Here is a 15,490-nt window from a genome sequence, read left to right as displayed (position 1 = left end):
GCTCCGAGGGGCGTGGCGATGGAGGACCGTAGGCGCCTGGAGCGCGGCGACAGGCCGCGCCTACTCCGGCTCCCTAATCCTGGCGAGACACTCCTTGCTCCCAATCACGATGAGGTGGCTGCGCGCACGTGACAGGGCCACGTATGCCAGCTCCTTGTCCGCCAATAAGCTCTGGTCGGCGACGACGATGACGACGGGCCGCTCAAGCCCCTTGAACCGTCTGATGGTGTCCACGGTCAGGACGCCCTTGCGGAGCGGGCCGCAGGGAGCGATGGGGCGTCCGCCCAGCTGCTCGCCGGGAACCATCACCTTGCGCTCCTGCTCACGGGCGAAGAGCACAGCGATGTGCTCGGCCGGGATGGACTCCTGGCCGACGCACCGCGCCACGCAGGCGTCCAGGGCTTGTTTCAGCTCTGCCGGGGAGACCTCTCGCCAGTCGACCAAGACCCCTTCTGGACCAATGGGCAGGATGGGATGGCCCGCGTAGTGCCGTCCCGCCGCATCGTGGATGCGCTTCGTGTTCCTCAGGTTCTCGCCGAGCCGGATGGGGATGAGCCCGACATCCCTGGGCAGGCTCGCCGCTTCCTTGTAGATGCGCTGGTTGCCGTCCAGGAAGACATAGAGCAGCGCGGACCCCGTGGAATCGAGGACTGAATCCACCGCGGGCCACCAGTGGGGACGAAAGTCCTGCCCCTCGTCCACCACGACGGCGTCGTAGCGAAGCTCGCGACGCGCCTCCATGGCGTGCATCAGCAGCTCGGGCCAGCGCTCGTCCATGGCGTCAGGCTCCGCGGGGGCGGGGACGGTCAGGCCCGCAGCCTCGGCCTTTCGCCGGCACAGGGCGTGGAAGGTCATCACGTCCACACCCGAGTCAGGCCCCAGGGTTCGGGCGACATGCTCCGCGAGGGGCCTGTTGAAACACGTCAGCAGGGTCCGCATCCCAGCGGCAGCACACCTCCTGGCCTTCTCCATCGCGAGGAGGGTCTTGCCCGTCCCCGCTCCGCCCGACACGGCGGCCTTTGGAACCTCTTCCAGCTGGGTCAGGATCCGGAATTGCCCCGGCGTCAGGGATTGGATGGCCGCATCGTCCTCGGCCACCAGGTGCGCCAGGGGGGTACGCAGGGAGAACGGTCTGGCAAGCAGCTCCTCCAGGGCCGCGAGTCCTTGCCTGCCCAGCGGCTCTTCTCCCTCCTCGAAAGAGGGCATGCCGAGGCGGGCCTTCAACCAGGACTCCAGCGAGCCCTCGAAATCCTTGAGGAAGCAGAAGAGTTTTTGCGGCATGGCGGCTCCCAGGTCGGAGCCGACGCCCTGGCAGTCCGGCAGGATGACCCCGTGCTGCGCGCGGATGCGATGGGGCGTCCAGGCCCGGCAGTCCTTGAGCTTCTTGAGGAGCTGATACTTCGAGGACATCGCCTGGGCGACGGGATTCTTGATCTTGTGGCGGATGCCCCAGCGGTCCTTGCTGAGCCACGTCTCGCTCATCGGATCGAAGCTCACGGCTCCGCCCTTGACCTCCAGCGCGAGGAAGCCGGAGTCCGCCCGGGCCACGACGAAGTCGCATTCCCCATCGATCTCCTGGCCGGTCGGCGTCAGGCCCAGCCAGGGACGGGAGTAGAAGACTGTCCAGGAGTCATCCAGCTCGTCGCGTAGCCGCTGGTACACCTTGCGCTCCGCTGCCCGCAGCTCGTTCCTCAGCACCTCGTCGGGCAGGGCCCTGGGCCACATCACTGCCATGTTCAGGGATCCTGGAGCATCGGGGTGAAGTAGCCAGACTCGGAATGCCCCGGGGCACCGACGAGCATGGCCCGGTCGAGGAAGCGGTTGAACTCCTCACACGCCGTTTCGGGGGCCAGCACACACGCATGGCATGCCGCCAACGACAGGCCATCTGCTCCGCCCATGACGCCCTCGATGCACAGCGGGTCCGAGGAGCACCACTCCATGGCCTGGATCGCCGCCGGGATGGTTCTGGCGATCCGTTCGGGCTCGCCCTGCCGCTGCAGCCCGCCGAGCGTTCCATCGGCGTCCGAGGTGGCCGTGTACACCAGGAGGCCTGCCATCGCCCCCTCGCCATCGCGCACGTAGAGCCGCTCCTTAAGCGACGCACTGGAATAGCCGCAGTCCAGCGTGAGCTGGCGCATCAGGGCATGCGCGAAGGTGTGGACCAGGAGAAAACGGGCCGTGATCGTCCGAGGCTCCCCGCCTTCCTCGCCATACCGGGCGAGCCACTCCTCCCGCCAGGCGGCATTGATGCGCGCGGCCCTCTTGCGGACACCCTCGGACTCCCAGGCATCGAGGCGCTCGGGGGAGAACTCGAGGAAGATGCCCTCGCCCCTCACATCGATGGCGGGCAGCCAGTCCGGCTTCGTGCGCCAGATGGGCGAGAGCTCTTCGCCGCCATCACCCGGCGGGTTGATGCGGGTGAACCCGTAGAGGGCCCTGACCTCGCGAAGGCGCACAACGCGGACGATGCGTGAGAAGTAGGGCTTGAGGGGGATCGGGACCGCTACCGACCGGGTCTCGAACTCCTTGTCGGAGGGGTCGGCGTAGCCACCCGCCAGGGTGAACTGGCGATACTCGCCTCCCCGGAGATCGAGGATGTCCGGCCCCTCGAGGGCCTGGAGGCGGCGATCAATCTCTGCGGAGAGCTCCTCCGGCGACAGCTTCAGCTCCTGCAGCACTGCCTTCAGGTCTCCCCGGGCCAGGAGCTTCACGAACATGGGCCGATCCTCGGCGGGTGTGTCCACCAGGGTCTGCCAATAGACGCCGAGGGCCTCCTGGAGGCCGTCGGACCAGTCGGGAATGCTGAGCGCCGACTCGATGGCTGGGAAGTAGAGGTTTGAGGCGCCGCGCTGCATCGCCCGCACGGGCTTGTCGCTGTCGCAGTCCTCGTCGGGCCCCGAGAGCCAGGGCCGCTTGCCCTTGCACTTCATGCGATCCTTCCAGGTCGCCTCGGTGAAGATGCCATCCAGGGACTTGCCCGCTCCGCAGTCGGGGCAGCGGACGAACAGTCCGGCCAAGCCCGGCCGCTCGGCCTTGAGCATCAGGAAGCCCTTGTTCGCACAATCGGGCGTGTGACCCACCCACCAGTGCCAGGGGAAGTCGTCGAGGTGGCCTCGCGGGCAGGCCATCACGAAGCGGACCGGGACGGCGAAGACCTTGTGGCCGCCCGGGGCTTTTCGGGTGCACTGCACGCAATGACGGGTAGGCCTGCCGGGCTCCTCCCCCCACTTGCGGCTGGGGGCAATCCGATCGCAGTTCGGACACAGGAGCCAGTCGGGGAAACGGACCGCCACCAGCCGCCGCGTGTCGGGAGAGAGGTTGCCGTTCGCGTCGCGCCGGTTCTCGTCGATGACGGGGGGCAGCCGGAAGCCGCGCACCCCCAGCTTCCGCTCCAGTCGTGGCTCGTGCACGCTCTGGGGGTTGGTCACTCCGGGGGGCTTGAAGCTGTTGTCCCACTCCTCGATGCCGGAGACGACACCCGAGATCGCGGCACCATCCGCCCGGAAGTCCACCACCGCGCCGGGACCGAAGGTCGAGACGACCGTGCTGCGGCGCAGCTTGCCGAGTTCATTGTTGGCCATTGTCTCCTCCTGTCTTTCCACCCGCCGCCGTCGTGTCCTTGAGACGCTCGGCCAGCCGGAAGTGCGCGGACGGCTCGACGTTGCGCATGTTGTTCAGGGTGGCCCACGCCTCACCCGGCGAGCGGCCAAGGGCCCTCATCGTGGCGACCCGCTCGGCGCTCTGGAGCAGGGATTGTCTGTGCATCCGGTCCTCCCAGTAGCGTTGGGGGGAGCGGGCCCGCCACTGCTCCAGCCGGTCGGTCAGCTCGCTCAGGACGTCCTTCTCCGAGGGATCCACGGCCCTGGCGCGCGCCACTAGGCCGTCCACGATGGCCTGGAGCGCGGCGGGATCGGCCGCATCGAGGTCTGGTCGCTTGAGCATCCCTGGCACCAAGTGTCTGACGAGTGCCACCAGCACGGCGTGCAGGGCCCGGTCGCGGGCCCGGGAGGAGAAGGGGGTGACGCTGGTGGCCTCCACGTCCCGGTACAGGGTGGCATGCCAAGTGGGGAAGGTCTCGAAGTGCGACCGGTCCCGCGCCTTCGCGTTGTTGAGCACCGCCACCACGAGGCCGGGATGCCTGCGGCCCACGCGGCTGGTCGCCTGGATGTACTCGGCCGTGCCCTTGGGCTGGCCGTTGACCAGCATCACGCCGAGCCGCGGCACGTCCACGCCGACACTGAGCATGTTGCTGGCGAGCACCGCGTCCAGGGCACCGTCCTTGCCCGCTTTTGTCGCCAGCAGGCCGAGCATGTCCCGGACCTCGTCCTGCGAGCGCCGTGACGTCAACTCCTCGACGGCCTTCACCGGCCGGGGCGGCTCACCCCGGCGCGTCGCGTACATGCCGACCGTGTCGGCGACGTCGTCCTGCATCAGGACGAGGGCGCCCCCCAGCTCGCGCAGCGAGTTGAAGTAGGCCACCAGCGTCCAGTAGGGGTCCGCCGCATCGACTGAAGGGAACGCCGCCTGGGCGGACTGCAGCAGGGAGGCCGCTGTCCCCTGGAGGGAGAACTTCGCCGAGCGCCCCGCCGTCGTCACCGCCGCGTACAGACGGCCGGGGGCTTCGGTATCCTCCACGGCGAATCCGGAGTCCGCCGCGCTGAGCCCGGGGGGCGGGAACTGGCAGGTCTCCCTGCCAAACAGGGCTCCGACCTGATCCGCCGCGCGTCGGATGGTCGCCGTGGACCCGATGATCTTCGGCCGCCTGCCTTCTCGAGTGAAGAGGCTGTCCACGGCCGCCTCGTACAGGCCCACCACGGTTCCCAGCGGGCCGGAGATCAGGTGCAGCTCGTCTTGGATGATGAGATCGGGGGCCAGTCCCCGCCCGATGGCGAAGAGCTGATTCACCTCCTCCTTGCGGACGATCTGGGCGAACTTGTCCACCGTCCCGATCAGCAGGGTCGGCTGCTTGCGGTACACATCCTCGTCCACGGTCCAGACGGGAAGTGGCAGCTCGGGATCGTACAGGAGGCAGTCCGGTGTGAGGCAGCGGACGTGAATGGAGCGCTCGGGGACTTTCGGCTCCCATCGCAGGCTCGCTCCGCAAGCGGGACACTCCAGCAGTTGCTTCGGAGACGCGACGTTGCTGCTGCCCGAGAGCGCTTCCCGCGCCACGTCGAACTTGTTCGGCGTCGCCTCGCCGCCCACCCACAAGCCGATGGAGAACGGAGTGCTCCCCAGCTCGATCCCGGCCGGGACACCGGGCGCCTTCCGCCTGCGCATGGCCTCACAGGCGAGCATCATGGCGGCGGCGCGGGAGAACTGCTGCGTCGTCAGCAGGCGCAGGGTGTAGCGCATGAGGGCGGCGACACCCGCCCCCGAGTCCGGACCATCGGCGGCCGTCAGCCTGCGGTGGAAGGTGAGGAAGGCGATCAGGGCCAGGTAGGCCTCGGTCTTGCCACCGCCGGTGGGGAACCAGAGCAGGTCCATGATGCCCCGGTGAGGATGGCTCCGATCCGCCAGCGACGCGACCGAGAGCAGGAAGAACCCGAGCTGGAACGGCCGCCACATCAGCGGGCCGCCCTTGCGCTTGTCGGGATCCCATCCGTGCTGCATGAGCATCGCCCGGTTCGCCAGGCGGAAAGCGAGCGCGGCCTTGGGGTTGCCGGAGATCTGCCTGACGCCTTCTTCCATGCGGTCGGCCGTGGTCCGGCACGTCGCCAAGCTGTGCAGGCCCGTCGAGCGAAGCTCCGCTGGCAGGCCGGGAATTTCGGCCTCCCGAAGCACGATCCACTCCCGGTACGCGTTGACGAGCCGCATGAGTGCGAGCCGCAGCTGTACGTCGGACGCCGTGGAGAGCCAGTCGGCGGACAGCGGCAGGGACTCGCCGCCGGACAGGGAGGAGAAGACCTCGTGGCCGCGGGCACTGACGGCCGGGACGATGGCCCGTGGCACCCACGTCGTGGAGATCGACGACGCATGAGCGGCGTCGCGCTCCGTGCTCCAGGTAACGGAGCAGGTGTGGCCCGCGGCGAACTCTCGAGCCCTGCGATAGAGCAGCGCCGCGGACCGATCCTCGTCATCCACGATGGCGCGCCTGGAGGGCCGCGCGACCAACTGCGTGCCAGGGCACGGCTTCACTTCGATGACGACCTGGAACAGGGTGGCGTGCTCGATGCCATTCCTTCCCTCGGACTCGTCGGGTACGGCGGTATTGAGCGCGGTCAGGGTCACCAAGCGTCCGCGCTCCCAGTTCGCCGTGCGGACGTGCAGCTTGAGGCCCGCTGGTATCCCATGAGGGGTCATCGCCTCGCAGTGGACCCCTGATGGCAGGTTGGCGAGATCCAATTCCCTCGAGGCGCTCTCGCAGGGGATGGGCTCGAGTTCCAGGATGTGCTGCCTGCGGACCCACTCCAGCTGGGGACGGCCCTTGGCGGACCGTTTGGCCTGGGACTCGGCCTCCCTGGACGTGTAGGTGGCGCACCGGAGCGTCACCTTCACGGCGGGCGTCCCCGGCTCCGCAGCGACCGCGAACGAGATGCCCGCCGAGCAGGGCCGGCTGAGTCCCGCCAACGAGACCTCTTCCTCCTCGCTGGCGGGCCCGCCGGTGTCCTCATCGCCCGAGCCGACCCCCAGGCGGTCGTCTTCCTCGGCCCCCATCCGAGTCTGGCGAGGCCAGAGGATGCCCGTCAGATAGACGTCCGAAGGTCGGGCCGAGAGCGTCTCTTCGCCGCCGGGTGGCCCGACCAGGTCGCGCTCGAGGCGCTCTACAATGGTTTCCCTGTCCATGCTGTTCGTCTCTCAACGCTGGTAATAGGGGAAGGTGAGCGTCGTGTAACCCAGAACGATGGGGACCAACACGATGCCACTGGCGGACCAGGGAGCGTGGAGTCGTTCCGCCTCCGGGGAGTCTGGGGCGAGTACCGCCGTGCGCACCCCCACGACATGCAGGTGCCAGAGCTCGTCGGGCGGCCTCCGATTGCCGCCCTTGACCTTGGCGCGAGCCGCTGCGGCCACCTTGAAAAGGTCGGAATTGACGCGCTCCGTCAGTGCCCCGAGCAACTCGGCCCCATCCACGGTGCGGAGCATGTAGGTGAAGTGGGCGTCTGGGTTGTGGCGGGCCCACGCGGTGCTCGGTGCATCCACCTTCTGCAGCAGCCTCTCCTGCACCGCTCTGACCTCCGCGGCGTTGGCGTACAGGGACGTAGCGGCCGCGCCCTCGACGGAGACATCTCCATCGCGGCCGATCTCGACCTGGGCTTTCGCCTTGCCCTGCTTGCAGTGCAGGACATAGGCGCGGCCCGATTCCAGGCTCGTCGCGAAGTGATGGTTGTATCCCTGGCCGACCTTGAGCTTGGCCTTGGCCCGTGTGGCGCCGACGAATACGACGCGAGTCTCCTCGTCGCAGTCCATATCGTCGCCGGGCATTGCTGGCATCATCAGGTGGACGGTGCCCGCCTCGCGGCCCTTGGAGGCGTGGATGGTGCCCACGATCGGCCCCCGCGTCCCCAGCTCGGACGTGCAGAAGTCCGCCGGTGGTTGGGTGCGTCCGAGAACCGCCCGCAGGCGCCGCATCTGGACCACGGTCTCCGTGCTTCCCGCATGACGGACCAGGAGTGCCCAGGCCTCGTCGTCGCTCAAGGCCTCGCACCGGGTCCCCGCCACGCGCTCCTTCCACAGGACGAGGAACTCCGTTCGCGTCAGTACGGGGGCCGTGTGCTCGCCAAGACACGCGCCAACCCAGGGAAGGATGCACACGGGCAGGCCGGACATGCGCAGCCTGTGCCGGACGCCCTTGCTCGAGAGGAACGAGGAGGCGAGCAGCGCCTCCGCCCGCCGCCGGAACAGCACGAAGAGATCCTCCTCCTTCTCCAGTTCCTGCTCCTCGATTCTTGGCACGGTGCCATCGGCAAGCCCCTCGAGTTCCTGCCGCAGTTCCTCTAGCTTGCCGACGGCGTTCTCGGACGGCGCGAGCACCTTTGCCCTCGTGGTGGTGAACAGCGAGAGCAGGCTGGGCGAGTCCGTGCGGAAGACTTCCCTGAGCGACTTCTCGGAGAACCCGTAGTCGCCCTTGCGAAGCCTCTCGGTGAGAGCCGATTGGCGGACCTTGCACGCCCGCGCCTCGGTGTCGTTAGCGAAGCCGTAGATGGCCTGGGCCTCGTCTGCGAATACGGTCACGCCGCAGCTTCGTGACAGCTTGGATATGAGTGCGGTGACCAAGTCCGCGCGGATGCCGACGACGTCCTGGGCTTCATCGACGATCAGGTGTTCGACCCTGTCGAGGTAGTCGGCGACTTGGTCGTCCTCACGGATGAGCTGCAGCACCTCATCGATGTTCTGCTCGTGCGAGCCCGCGATCTTCGCCGTCTCGTCGAAACCGCTGTGGATGGCCCATGCGTGCGAGTCCAGTGTAGCGATCCGCACGGCGTAGGCCGCTTCTTGGTCTCCCAGCACGGTGGCGATGCGGTTGCGGACCTCTCGGACTGCCGTGCGCGTGAAACTCACCAGCCAGATACGCGTCGGCTGGATGTCGTGTCGTTCGATCAGCTGGGCGACACGAGCGCAAGCCACGGCCGTCTTGCCCGTGCCCGGGCCTGCATCCACCAGCAACCGCGCCTCGGGAGAGGCCTCGATGACCTCTTCCTGGAGCGGGTCCCAGCCCTTCTTCCGCGGTGGGCCAACCTCTTCTTGCGCCCCAATCGTTTCAGCAGGCGCTTCGAGGAAGATCGAGTTGCCCTCCACCAGTGCGTGCAGTCGCCGCTGATAGGTGACGGCGGGCTTGCCATCCAACTCCCGCAGGGGCCGAGACACCCTGTCGACGACCGCTCCCCCCTGGTGGACGACGACTTCGACCTCGGAGAGGCCGTCGAGGAAGATCGAGTTGCCGCCCACCAGCGTGTGCAGCTGCTTCCGATAGGTGACGGCGGGCTTGCCATCCAACTTCCGCAGGGGCCGAGACACCCTGTCGACGACTGCTCCCCCTCGGTAGACGATGACTTCGACCTCCGACATTGCTTCACCGGTGCGGACAGAACGTGTGACAGCGGTTGTACCAGAACCGAATCCTGAGCAAACCACCGCCGGGGTCTATACCTCTCGAGGGGTATGGCGGACGGCCCCGTGATAGAACTCAGGGGATCGGCCGCCATCCCCAGCTTGAGTGCATAGGAAGCTTGAGTGCATAGGAGGCCTCTCATGCACATCACCAACGCTGTGTGTTAGGAGGTGCACCCGGTGAGTGCGAGCACCAGACGCCTCGGGGAGCGGCGGTACGCACCGAGGGGAGCAGGCATGACTGCCGTCCTCGTAGTACTGGGGCTGCTCGCCGGGCTGGGCTGCGGGCGGGGAGGCGCGCCGAGCCAGCGGCACCTCAAGCCCAGGCCCAGCCCCCCGTGGCGCTCGGTCCTCAGGACGAGGTGAAGGTGGAGCCACGCATCCGCAGTGACGCCCCCCATCCTCTCCGGCACGCTCCAGGCGCATCGCATCGCCGCCATGCTTCGAGCAGGCCAGCGGGTGAAGAAGGGTCAACTGCTCGCGCGGCTGGAGGACACTGCCCTAAGCTAGCCTCGGCGCTCCAGGCGCGCCTTCTCGCCGATGGAGTCTGGGTGGTGCTTGCGGGGACCGCAGGATGCCCGGGTGCTGCTGGCCCAGGGCGGTCAGGCGCTCGTGGTGGCCTCGTACCTGCTGGACGGGAATGGCGCCACGCTCACCCGCCCCCTGCACTCCAGCGAGCGGATGGCCTCGCTGCCCTTCTTCGTGCTCAAGCCCCGGAGGACACTCGCCTGGTCGCGGCCGGGCTCGACGCGGGCGCGGATGACGTCCTCTCCCGTCCCATGAACCCGGACATGCTGGCCGCCAAACTGCGCCGCGCCCTCCCCCCTGCCTGTCGGCGCACGGTGAGGGGCGACGGATGGGAGTTTTGTTGCCGGGAAGGGCGTGATCGGCTTCGGCGGCATCGAGGTGCGGCAAGAACTCAGCGCGCCGTTCGACGGGTTCGTGTGGCGGCGTCTCCACGTGATCGCCGCTGGGACTGGGGAGGCGGCGAGTCATCGTCGACAACCACAGCGTCAGGATTGTGTTTGTCGCGCACGGTGAAGAAGAATCGATGGATGAGCTTGTTCTTTGGGAAGAGGAGAGAGAACCCCATGGTCACTTCGTTCTTGTCTTCTTTTTTGGTGTCTCGGCACGGATAGAAGAGAATGATGGCCCGGCTTGAGTTCTGGTATCGCTCAGCGGCGGGCCCAATGCAGGGAAGGTTTCCGACGCCTGATAGAGCAGTGGCTACCGCGCGGTGGTCTGGGGTGCTGTACGCCTTGAAGCGTTCGCTGCCATCCCCAATACGCCCACGGTGGACGACCGGAAATTTGTACTCTCCGGATGTCCAGGTCTCGCCTTCCGTTTTCTTGGACTCCGCTATGGGAGCGAGGAAGAGCCAGTCGTTGATGTTGGGGTCTCCCATTCCGCCACCGATGAACTCCCAGACAGGGTCTAACTTCGGGTCACGAGACCACTTGTAGCTCTTGAGAAACCTGAGCATTGAGCTTTTGTCGAGGAGCGCCACCCAGGCTGGGAACTTGACCGTCTTTCCATCGGACACAGTTCCCAAGTCGACCTTTTCCAAGGGGCGCTCACCAAGCAACTGCCGGACCAATTTCTCGTTTGTCGCGCAGGGGACCTTTGGAGCGAGCGTGCTCTCAACGAACTGGCCACCGAGATTCTCCGACAGCAACTTGGCATTGTACATCTTGTTGCGGGATGTCGGTAGAAGGAGATAACTGGGCACCAGTGGTGGAATCTGCTTCGGCGTCAGTGGTGGATTTCGCTCTCTCGAGTACAACTGGAGCTTCTTCCTAAAGAGCTCCTCGTCAAGGCAGATAGACTCAAAGGCCTCGTAGAGATCCAGAGTCGTCTTGCCGTCCGGCTCGCTCCTCCCAATGAACAGGCGGACCAGATCTCGGTAGCCACGCCGAAAACCGAACCAGCGGCCCATCTGCATGAGTGTGTCAGCGTTCTTCACACGCCGACGATAATAGCTGATTGTCAGCCCCTCCACGGTATATCCACGAGAGAGCTTCGTGCCGCCAACGAGGATGCGCCAGACGCTTTCCCTATCGAAGTTGGGTGTCTGATCCTTGTTGGCGAGGTCTCCGTTGACTATTCCAACCGGATTCGCGCCAATGGCCTTGAGGCAGCGGGCCACGAAGGGCTTGAGCTGTTTGAATGAGTCGGGCATCGGAAGGCCGGGTTCCTGCTTCTTATGGACAGGAAGGAAGTCCTCCTCGAAGAGCCTGCTCAATCGCAGCAGACCAGCGCCATGATATGCGGCACCATCGTAGGTCTTCCGTACGAGTTCCGCATCATCCTCGTGGTCCTTCATTTGGTGGGACCGGTGAACGAGCATCGTGTGGTGCTTGAAGCGAAGATCACTACGAGTCTCGGTCCGGAAGAGCTTGATGGCACCCGAAAGCACGAAGCTATCGATGGCTCGGAGTAGGTTTTGTGCCTCATCATCGTCGCCCTCCACGCCACGCACAAAAGCGCGCTCCTTCGAGGCAAAGCCCTCCGGCGTCGTACCATTGAGGTCGTGGAAGTCTGCCACGCCCATGTATCCAGCGGGCCGGTCAAGCGAGACGATGTAGTCCTTCGGGAAGATGTCCTCCGCATCGTCTGGGTTGATGAAGACGTTCGCGAAGGGAGTGGCCGTGTAGCCGATATACTGGGCCCTGGGCAGTGCCTTGAGCAGTCCTACGATGGCCTTGTTCGTCCCGGTCCGGTCGCGAGCACTTCCTGGCTTCACCGTGTTCACAGAGGCTTGATCCGACTCATCATCAATGATGAGCGCTGGTACCTCATCTAGCCTCCCACGGAGCGCAGCAAGGTCGCGTGCGAGCCGTTTCAGGACGGCAGGGTTCTTCTTGACGACCATCAGCCGCGCCCGGGATGGGTGCAGATTGACTGGATCATTGTAGCGGCGGCCGTTCATGACCTTATGGAACTCAAGCGCGTCGATGCCACGGTGCAGGCTCCTGTAGTCCTCCTTCGACCCTGTGAGGCGCTGCCAATCGAATGCATCCAGCTTGCTCGGAAGCTCTCCATGGGAGATGAAGTTCTTCCACTCGGTGTCATCACTATAATCATGCCGACCGAATTCGTCGGGATGCAGGGTGATGAGTTCCTTACCAATGAGTTCCTTGTCGATCCGCCGCTGTGTCTGTTCCCTTAGGACATTCAGGGTTCCTGCGAGGACAATGACGAGTCGGTAGCCTGCATCCACGGCCTTGGCGACGACCGCTGTGAAGTTCGCCGTCTTCCCGCTCTGGACATAGCCGATGACAAGGCCCTTGGTCTGGTACACTTGTCGTTGTTCGGGGTCGCTCAGGCGCTCGACGACCTGATCGGTGGTCTGATCGAGGTCGATGACGCTCGCCTCGGGCCACCCGTTCAGTTCGCGCAGATATTGTTTGTACGCATCCCAGTAGAAGGTGTGCCGCGCCTTCCGCTCGGGCGTGTACCAAGGCTCATGATTCTCAGCAATGACAGTGGGCTCCTCGACGTCCGTGCGTGCCGGGATGAGGAGGTCGCACTGCTTCCTGAATTTCTCGTCTACGGAAAGGAGTCTGTAGATATGCTGGCGCCGCTCGTGCGTGTTCGGTGATGTCCCTGCCGACCAGCCAGCATTGAGATAATCCCATCGGTGAAGGTGGCGAGCAAAGAGGTTGCGTGCAGGTGAGTTTGCATCCTCGGAGAGCAGCTCTCCGGTGAAGCGCCTCATGCCGTCGGCAGGGCACGTCAACCTCCGCTTTTGTGCTGCCTCACGGAGTTCCACCTCAAGTGGCTGTGGACCAAGATCTTGCAGGCTCTCGCCCATGGTGCTGAGCGCGGTTCTGACGACAGAGAGCATTTCGTCCGGTGACATGGTCTCCTCAGGGAAACAAGTGGATCAGGGCAGCATCCGCAAGAACTCTGGCGTTCCGTCCTCGAAACCGAGTCCAGAGAGATTTACACGGTAGCGGACATCACGGACACGTGCTGCCAGGACTTCGCCCAGCACCTTCCGGACATGCTCCGGGATCAGTCGCGGGCACTTGCGGTCGACGGGGACGAGCAGGGGTGGAGTTCGCAGGCTGAGTTTTGACCTATAATGGACAGCATCTTCGTTTCTGTATCCCGTGCGGTTCAATAGCTTCTCGAACTTAGTTGCTTGCTCCGATGACGTGGCGAGCACTTTTCGCAAGGCCGCGACACGGTCGGGCAGTGATTCACCCGAATTGGACCCGATCGGCTCCATCTGCAGGGAAACAAGGTAGAGGCTGCGGCCCGAACTCGGCTCCAACTGGTGCAATCCGCTGATGACGTGCACTCGATCAGCGGAGCGCGTAGTCTTCACTTCGAACTCGGTCCCGGCGTATCGGAAATCATGAGACTCGCCGAGAGGCCCGACCCAGGCGTCCACGGCGCGCGTTCCGTGCGCCTGATGCAGTCGCTTGAGGAGCCAGAGTTCCCCGAAGAGGCCTGTCTGGGCCTCGGCACTCAGTACCGTGGACTCACGCAGAAGTTCCTTCCAGTCCTCCAGTGATTCAGAGATAGCGGTGGCTGGCTGACGACTGGAGAGCTGGATGCGGTCGGCAACGTCCATCATGAACGCGTAGAATTGCTGATAGAGGGCGACAGTTCGGGTGGCAATCTCCAACACATTGGTGCCACCTGTCGTGCGGAGGCCGACCTCGATGGCTGCCAGCGGACTGGCCACCTCAAGTTTGTCGACTGGAGTGGCTGTTCTCAGCCCCAGGCGCGAGGCATCGGTATCGACAAAAAACTCTACGTCGCGTGAAATCGCATGTCGGACGCGGTGGAGTGCGGGGACTCCCGGTGCGATGAATGTCTCCCAAAAGTTCTCCCAGGTCATGTGGCGCTCCGGGCTCATTCGTCGTCCGTCCGGAGCACTTTCATCGCGTGGGTCAGCGCACGGTTGCAGGTGTCCAGCCATTTGCGTTGTTTGGGGGAAACCCGTTCACTATCGATGTCGTCACGTAGTAAGAGGAAGAGCAGCACTTTGAGTAGCGGGGCATCAGCGGCAGAGGGACGGCGGTTGCCAAGCACCCGATTGCGGTATGTGCGGTTGAGACGGATGACACGATTATCGCGGTCAATCTCAAAGAAATCGCCCCCTTCGATATCTGTCCATTGGAAGGACACTGGGCGGATGTGCTTTTCACTGGGGGCAAGCGTCTCCCGGAGGTTATCCCGGAGATAGGCAGGTAGGCCCTCCACCGGAACCAGGGGAAAGTTGTCCGGGTTGGTGCTTTCATGCTTGCGGTAGGTGGCCTGCGCTGTCTTGAGGTACTCGGAGAACTTCGTCTTCTTACCGTCCGCGGCGCTCCGAAGGGCAGTCATGAAGATGGGGGGAGCCTTGATGCTGGATTTCTGGACGTCTAGGCTGAAGTACGAGTCGAACGTTGGCGGCAGGTCGATGGCGATGCGAGCCAGGGATGAGTGTGGCTCTGTATCCCGGATGTCGTTCCATCCACCTGCCTGAATGAGACGATCGTTGCGGTAGAAATAGAATCCCTGTCGGTTTGCGGCGCTGTCGAGCTTGTAGCTACGCTGAGAAGCATTTGACGGCCAGATATGCGCCTCCATCACCAACTCGCCAAGTTCGCCAAGGTCGAGCGGGAAGACACGCGGGTAGTTTGTATCCCCGGAGCGCTCATAACTGAATGGGTTGAGCGCTTCGACCTCGATGCAGACGCCGTTCGGATGGGCGTCTGCCTCCTGGCTATCGAGCCAGATGTGCACCCGGCCATCTTCAAGGAAGCGGTGGAAGTGGAGCCCCAGGTGAAGGGTGAGACGGTCGAAAAGCCGTTTGATGGTTGCGTCGAGCCCGCCCTTGCCAATACGGATGCGGTCCAGGCCCGACCAAGCGACCACCGTTCCGTGTCGTGAGAGGTCGACCTCGCCCCAGGGGCCCTTCATCAGCCGACTGGTGTCCTGTCGGGGCACCGCGTCACAGCGCCAATCATCGCTGATACTCTCGACGGTCCAGCGGCGACCGCTGATGTTGCCGGCGCTGCGAGTGGCGACCGTCAACTCAGTCGCTTGGCTGAAGGATGCGAGCTTGAGACCCATGCCGAACTTACTCAGGGAGTCAAGGGACTTCTCGGTGTCCGCTCCGAAGCGCATTGCTTCGTGAAGGCGGTGCTCGGACATTCCGGTGCCATCGTCCACGACAAGAACTTGATCGATTCTCTCGTCGGTACGGACCAGTCGCACCAGCACGTTACGGGCTTTGGCGCTGATCGAGTTATCGATGATGTCCGCTACAGCCTGCTCGAGGCTATACCCAATCGAGCGGAGTGCCTGGATGAGCATCCGCGGGTTCGGAGGAATTCGGTCGTCGGAGGCCATATCCTGGAAGTTCTCGGCGTAGCGCAGATGTCCCAAAAGGGATCGGCGATGGAGAGGAGCCTGTTTCAGCCCGGCCCCGGAAACT

9 protein-coding genes are annotated in these 15,490 nt (G+C 64.7%); 2 read left to right on the top strand and 7 right to left on the bottom strand.

All coding sequences use genetic code 11. The features are described 5' to 3' along the window. Window positions 1–60: 60 nt before the first annotated feature. Genes D187_RS22400 through D187_RS22385 form a run of 4 tightly spaced genes read right to left on the bottom strand, consistent with a single transcriptional unit; the run spans window position 61 to window position 9,012 of the window. Window positions 61–1,734, bottom strand: coding sequence for an AAA family ATPase (locus tag D187_RS22400; RefSeq protein ID WP_002624013.1), 1,674 nt, complete (start codon window positions 1,732–1,734; stop codon window positions 61–63). Between the two features lie 2 nt (window positions 1,735–1,736). After that, complete coding sequence (gene drmB / locus D187_RS22395) at window positions 1,737–3,584, bottom strand: DUF1998 domain-containing protein (protein WP_002624012.1); 1,848 nt, start codon at window positions 3,582–3,584, stop codon at window positions 1,737–1,739. Next, on the bottom strand, window positions 3,571–6,789 hold the full coding sequence (locus D187_RS22390; protein ID WP_002624011.1) for a helicase-related protein: 3,219 nt from the start codon (window positions 6,787–6,789) through the stop codon (window positions 3,571–3,573). The genes drmB and D187_RS22390 overlap by 14 nt, the downstream gene beginning before the upstream one ends. 12 nt (window positions 6,790–6,801) lie before the next feature. Then, on the bottom strand, window positions 6,802–9,012 hold the full coding sequence (locus tag D187_RS22385; RefSeq protein ID WP_002624010.1) for a UvrD family DEAD/DEAH box helicase: 2,211 nt from the start codon (window positions 9,010–9,012) through the stop codon (window positions 6,802–6,804). 429 nt (window positions 9,013–9,441) lie between these two features. Between D187_RS22385 and D187_RS55385 the strand changes: the two genes are divergently transcribed. Beyond that, on the top strand, window positions 9,442–9,564 hold the full coding sequence (locus D187_RS55385) for a biotin/lipoyl-binding protein (protein WP_002624009.1): 123 nt from the start codon (window positions 9,442–9,444) through the stop codon (window positions 9,562–9,564). A gap of 48 nt (window positions 9,565–9,612) precedes the next feature. Further along, window positions 9,613–9,837, top strand: coding sequence for a hypothetical protein (locus D187_RS22375; protein WP_043431181.1), 225 nt, complete (start codon window positions 9,613–9,615; stop codon window positions 9,835–9,837). A 136-nt stretch (window positions 9,838–9,973) separates the two neighbouring features. Here the strand turns inward: D187_RS22375 and D187_RS22370 are convergent, their stop codons facing one another. Genes D187_RS22370 through D187_RS22360 form a run of 3 tightly spaced genes read right to left on the bottom strand, consistent with a single transcriptional unit; the run spans window position 9,974 to window position 15,405 of the window. Further along, window positions 9,974–12,916, bottom strand: coding sequence for a Z1 domain-containing protein (locus tag D187_RS22370; protein ID WP_081713805.1), 2,943 nt, complete (start codon window positions 12,914–12,916; stop codon window positions 9,974–9,976). Between the two features lie 24 nt (window positions 12,917–12,940). Further along, window positions 12,941–13,906 carry a PD-(D/E)XK motif protein gene (locus tag D187_RS50230; RefSeq protein ID WP_162159673.1) on the bottom strand — a complete coding sequence of 322 codons (966 nt, stop codon included), beginning with the start codon at window positions 13,904–13,906 and terminating at the stop codon, window positions 12,941–12,943. Window positions 13,907–13,920: 14 nt separating this feature from the next. After that, entirely contained in the window at window positions 13,921–15,405 is a 1,485-nt protein-coding gene (locus tag D187_RS22360; protein WP_020918204.1) for an ATP-binding protein, read from the bottom strand. Window positions 15,406–15,490: the final 85 nt, after the last annotated feature.

This window comes from Cystobacter fuscus DSM 2262 (genome assembly GCF_000335475.2).
Classification (GTDB): domain Bacteria; phylum Myxococcota; class Myxococcia; order Myxococcales; family Myxococcaceae; genus Cystobacter; species Cystobacter fuscus.
Note: the sequence above shows the minus strand (reverse complement) of the source record. Positions and strands in the feature narration are given on the sequence as shown.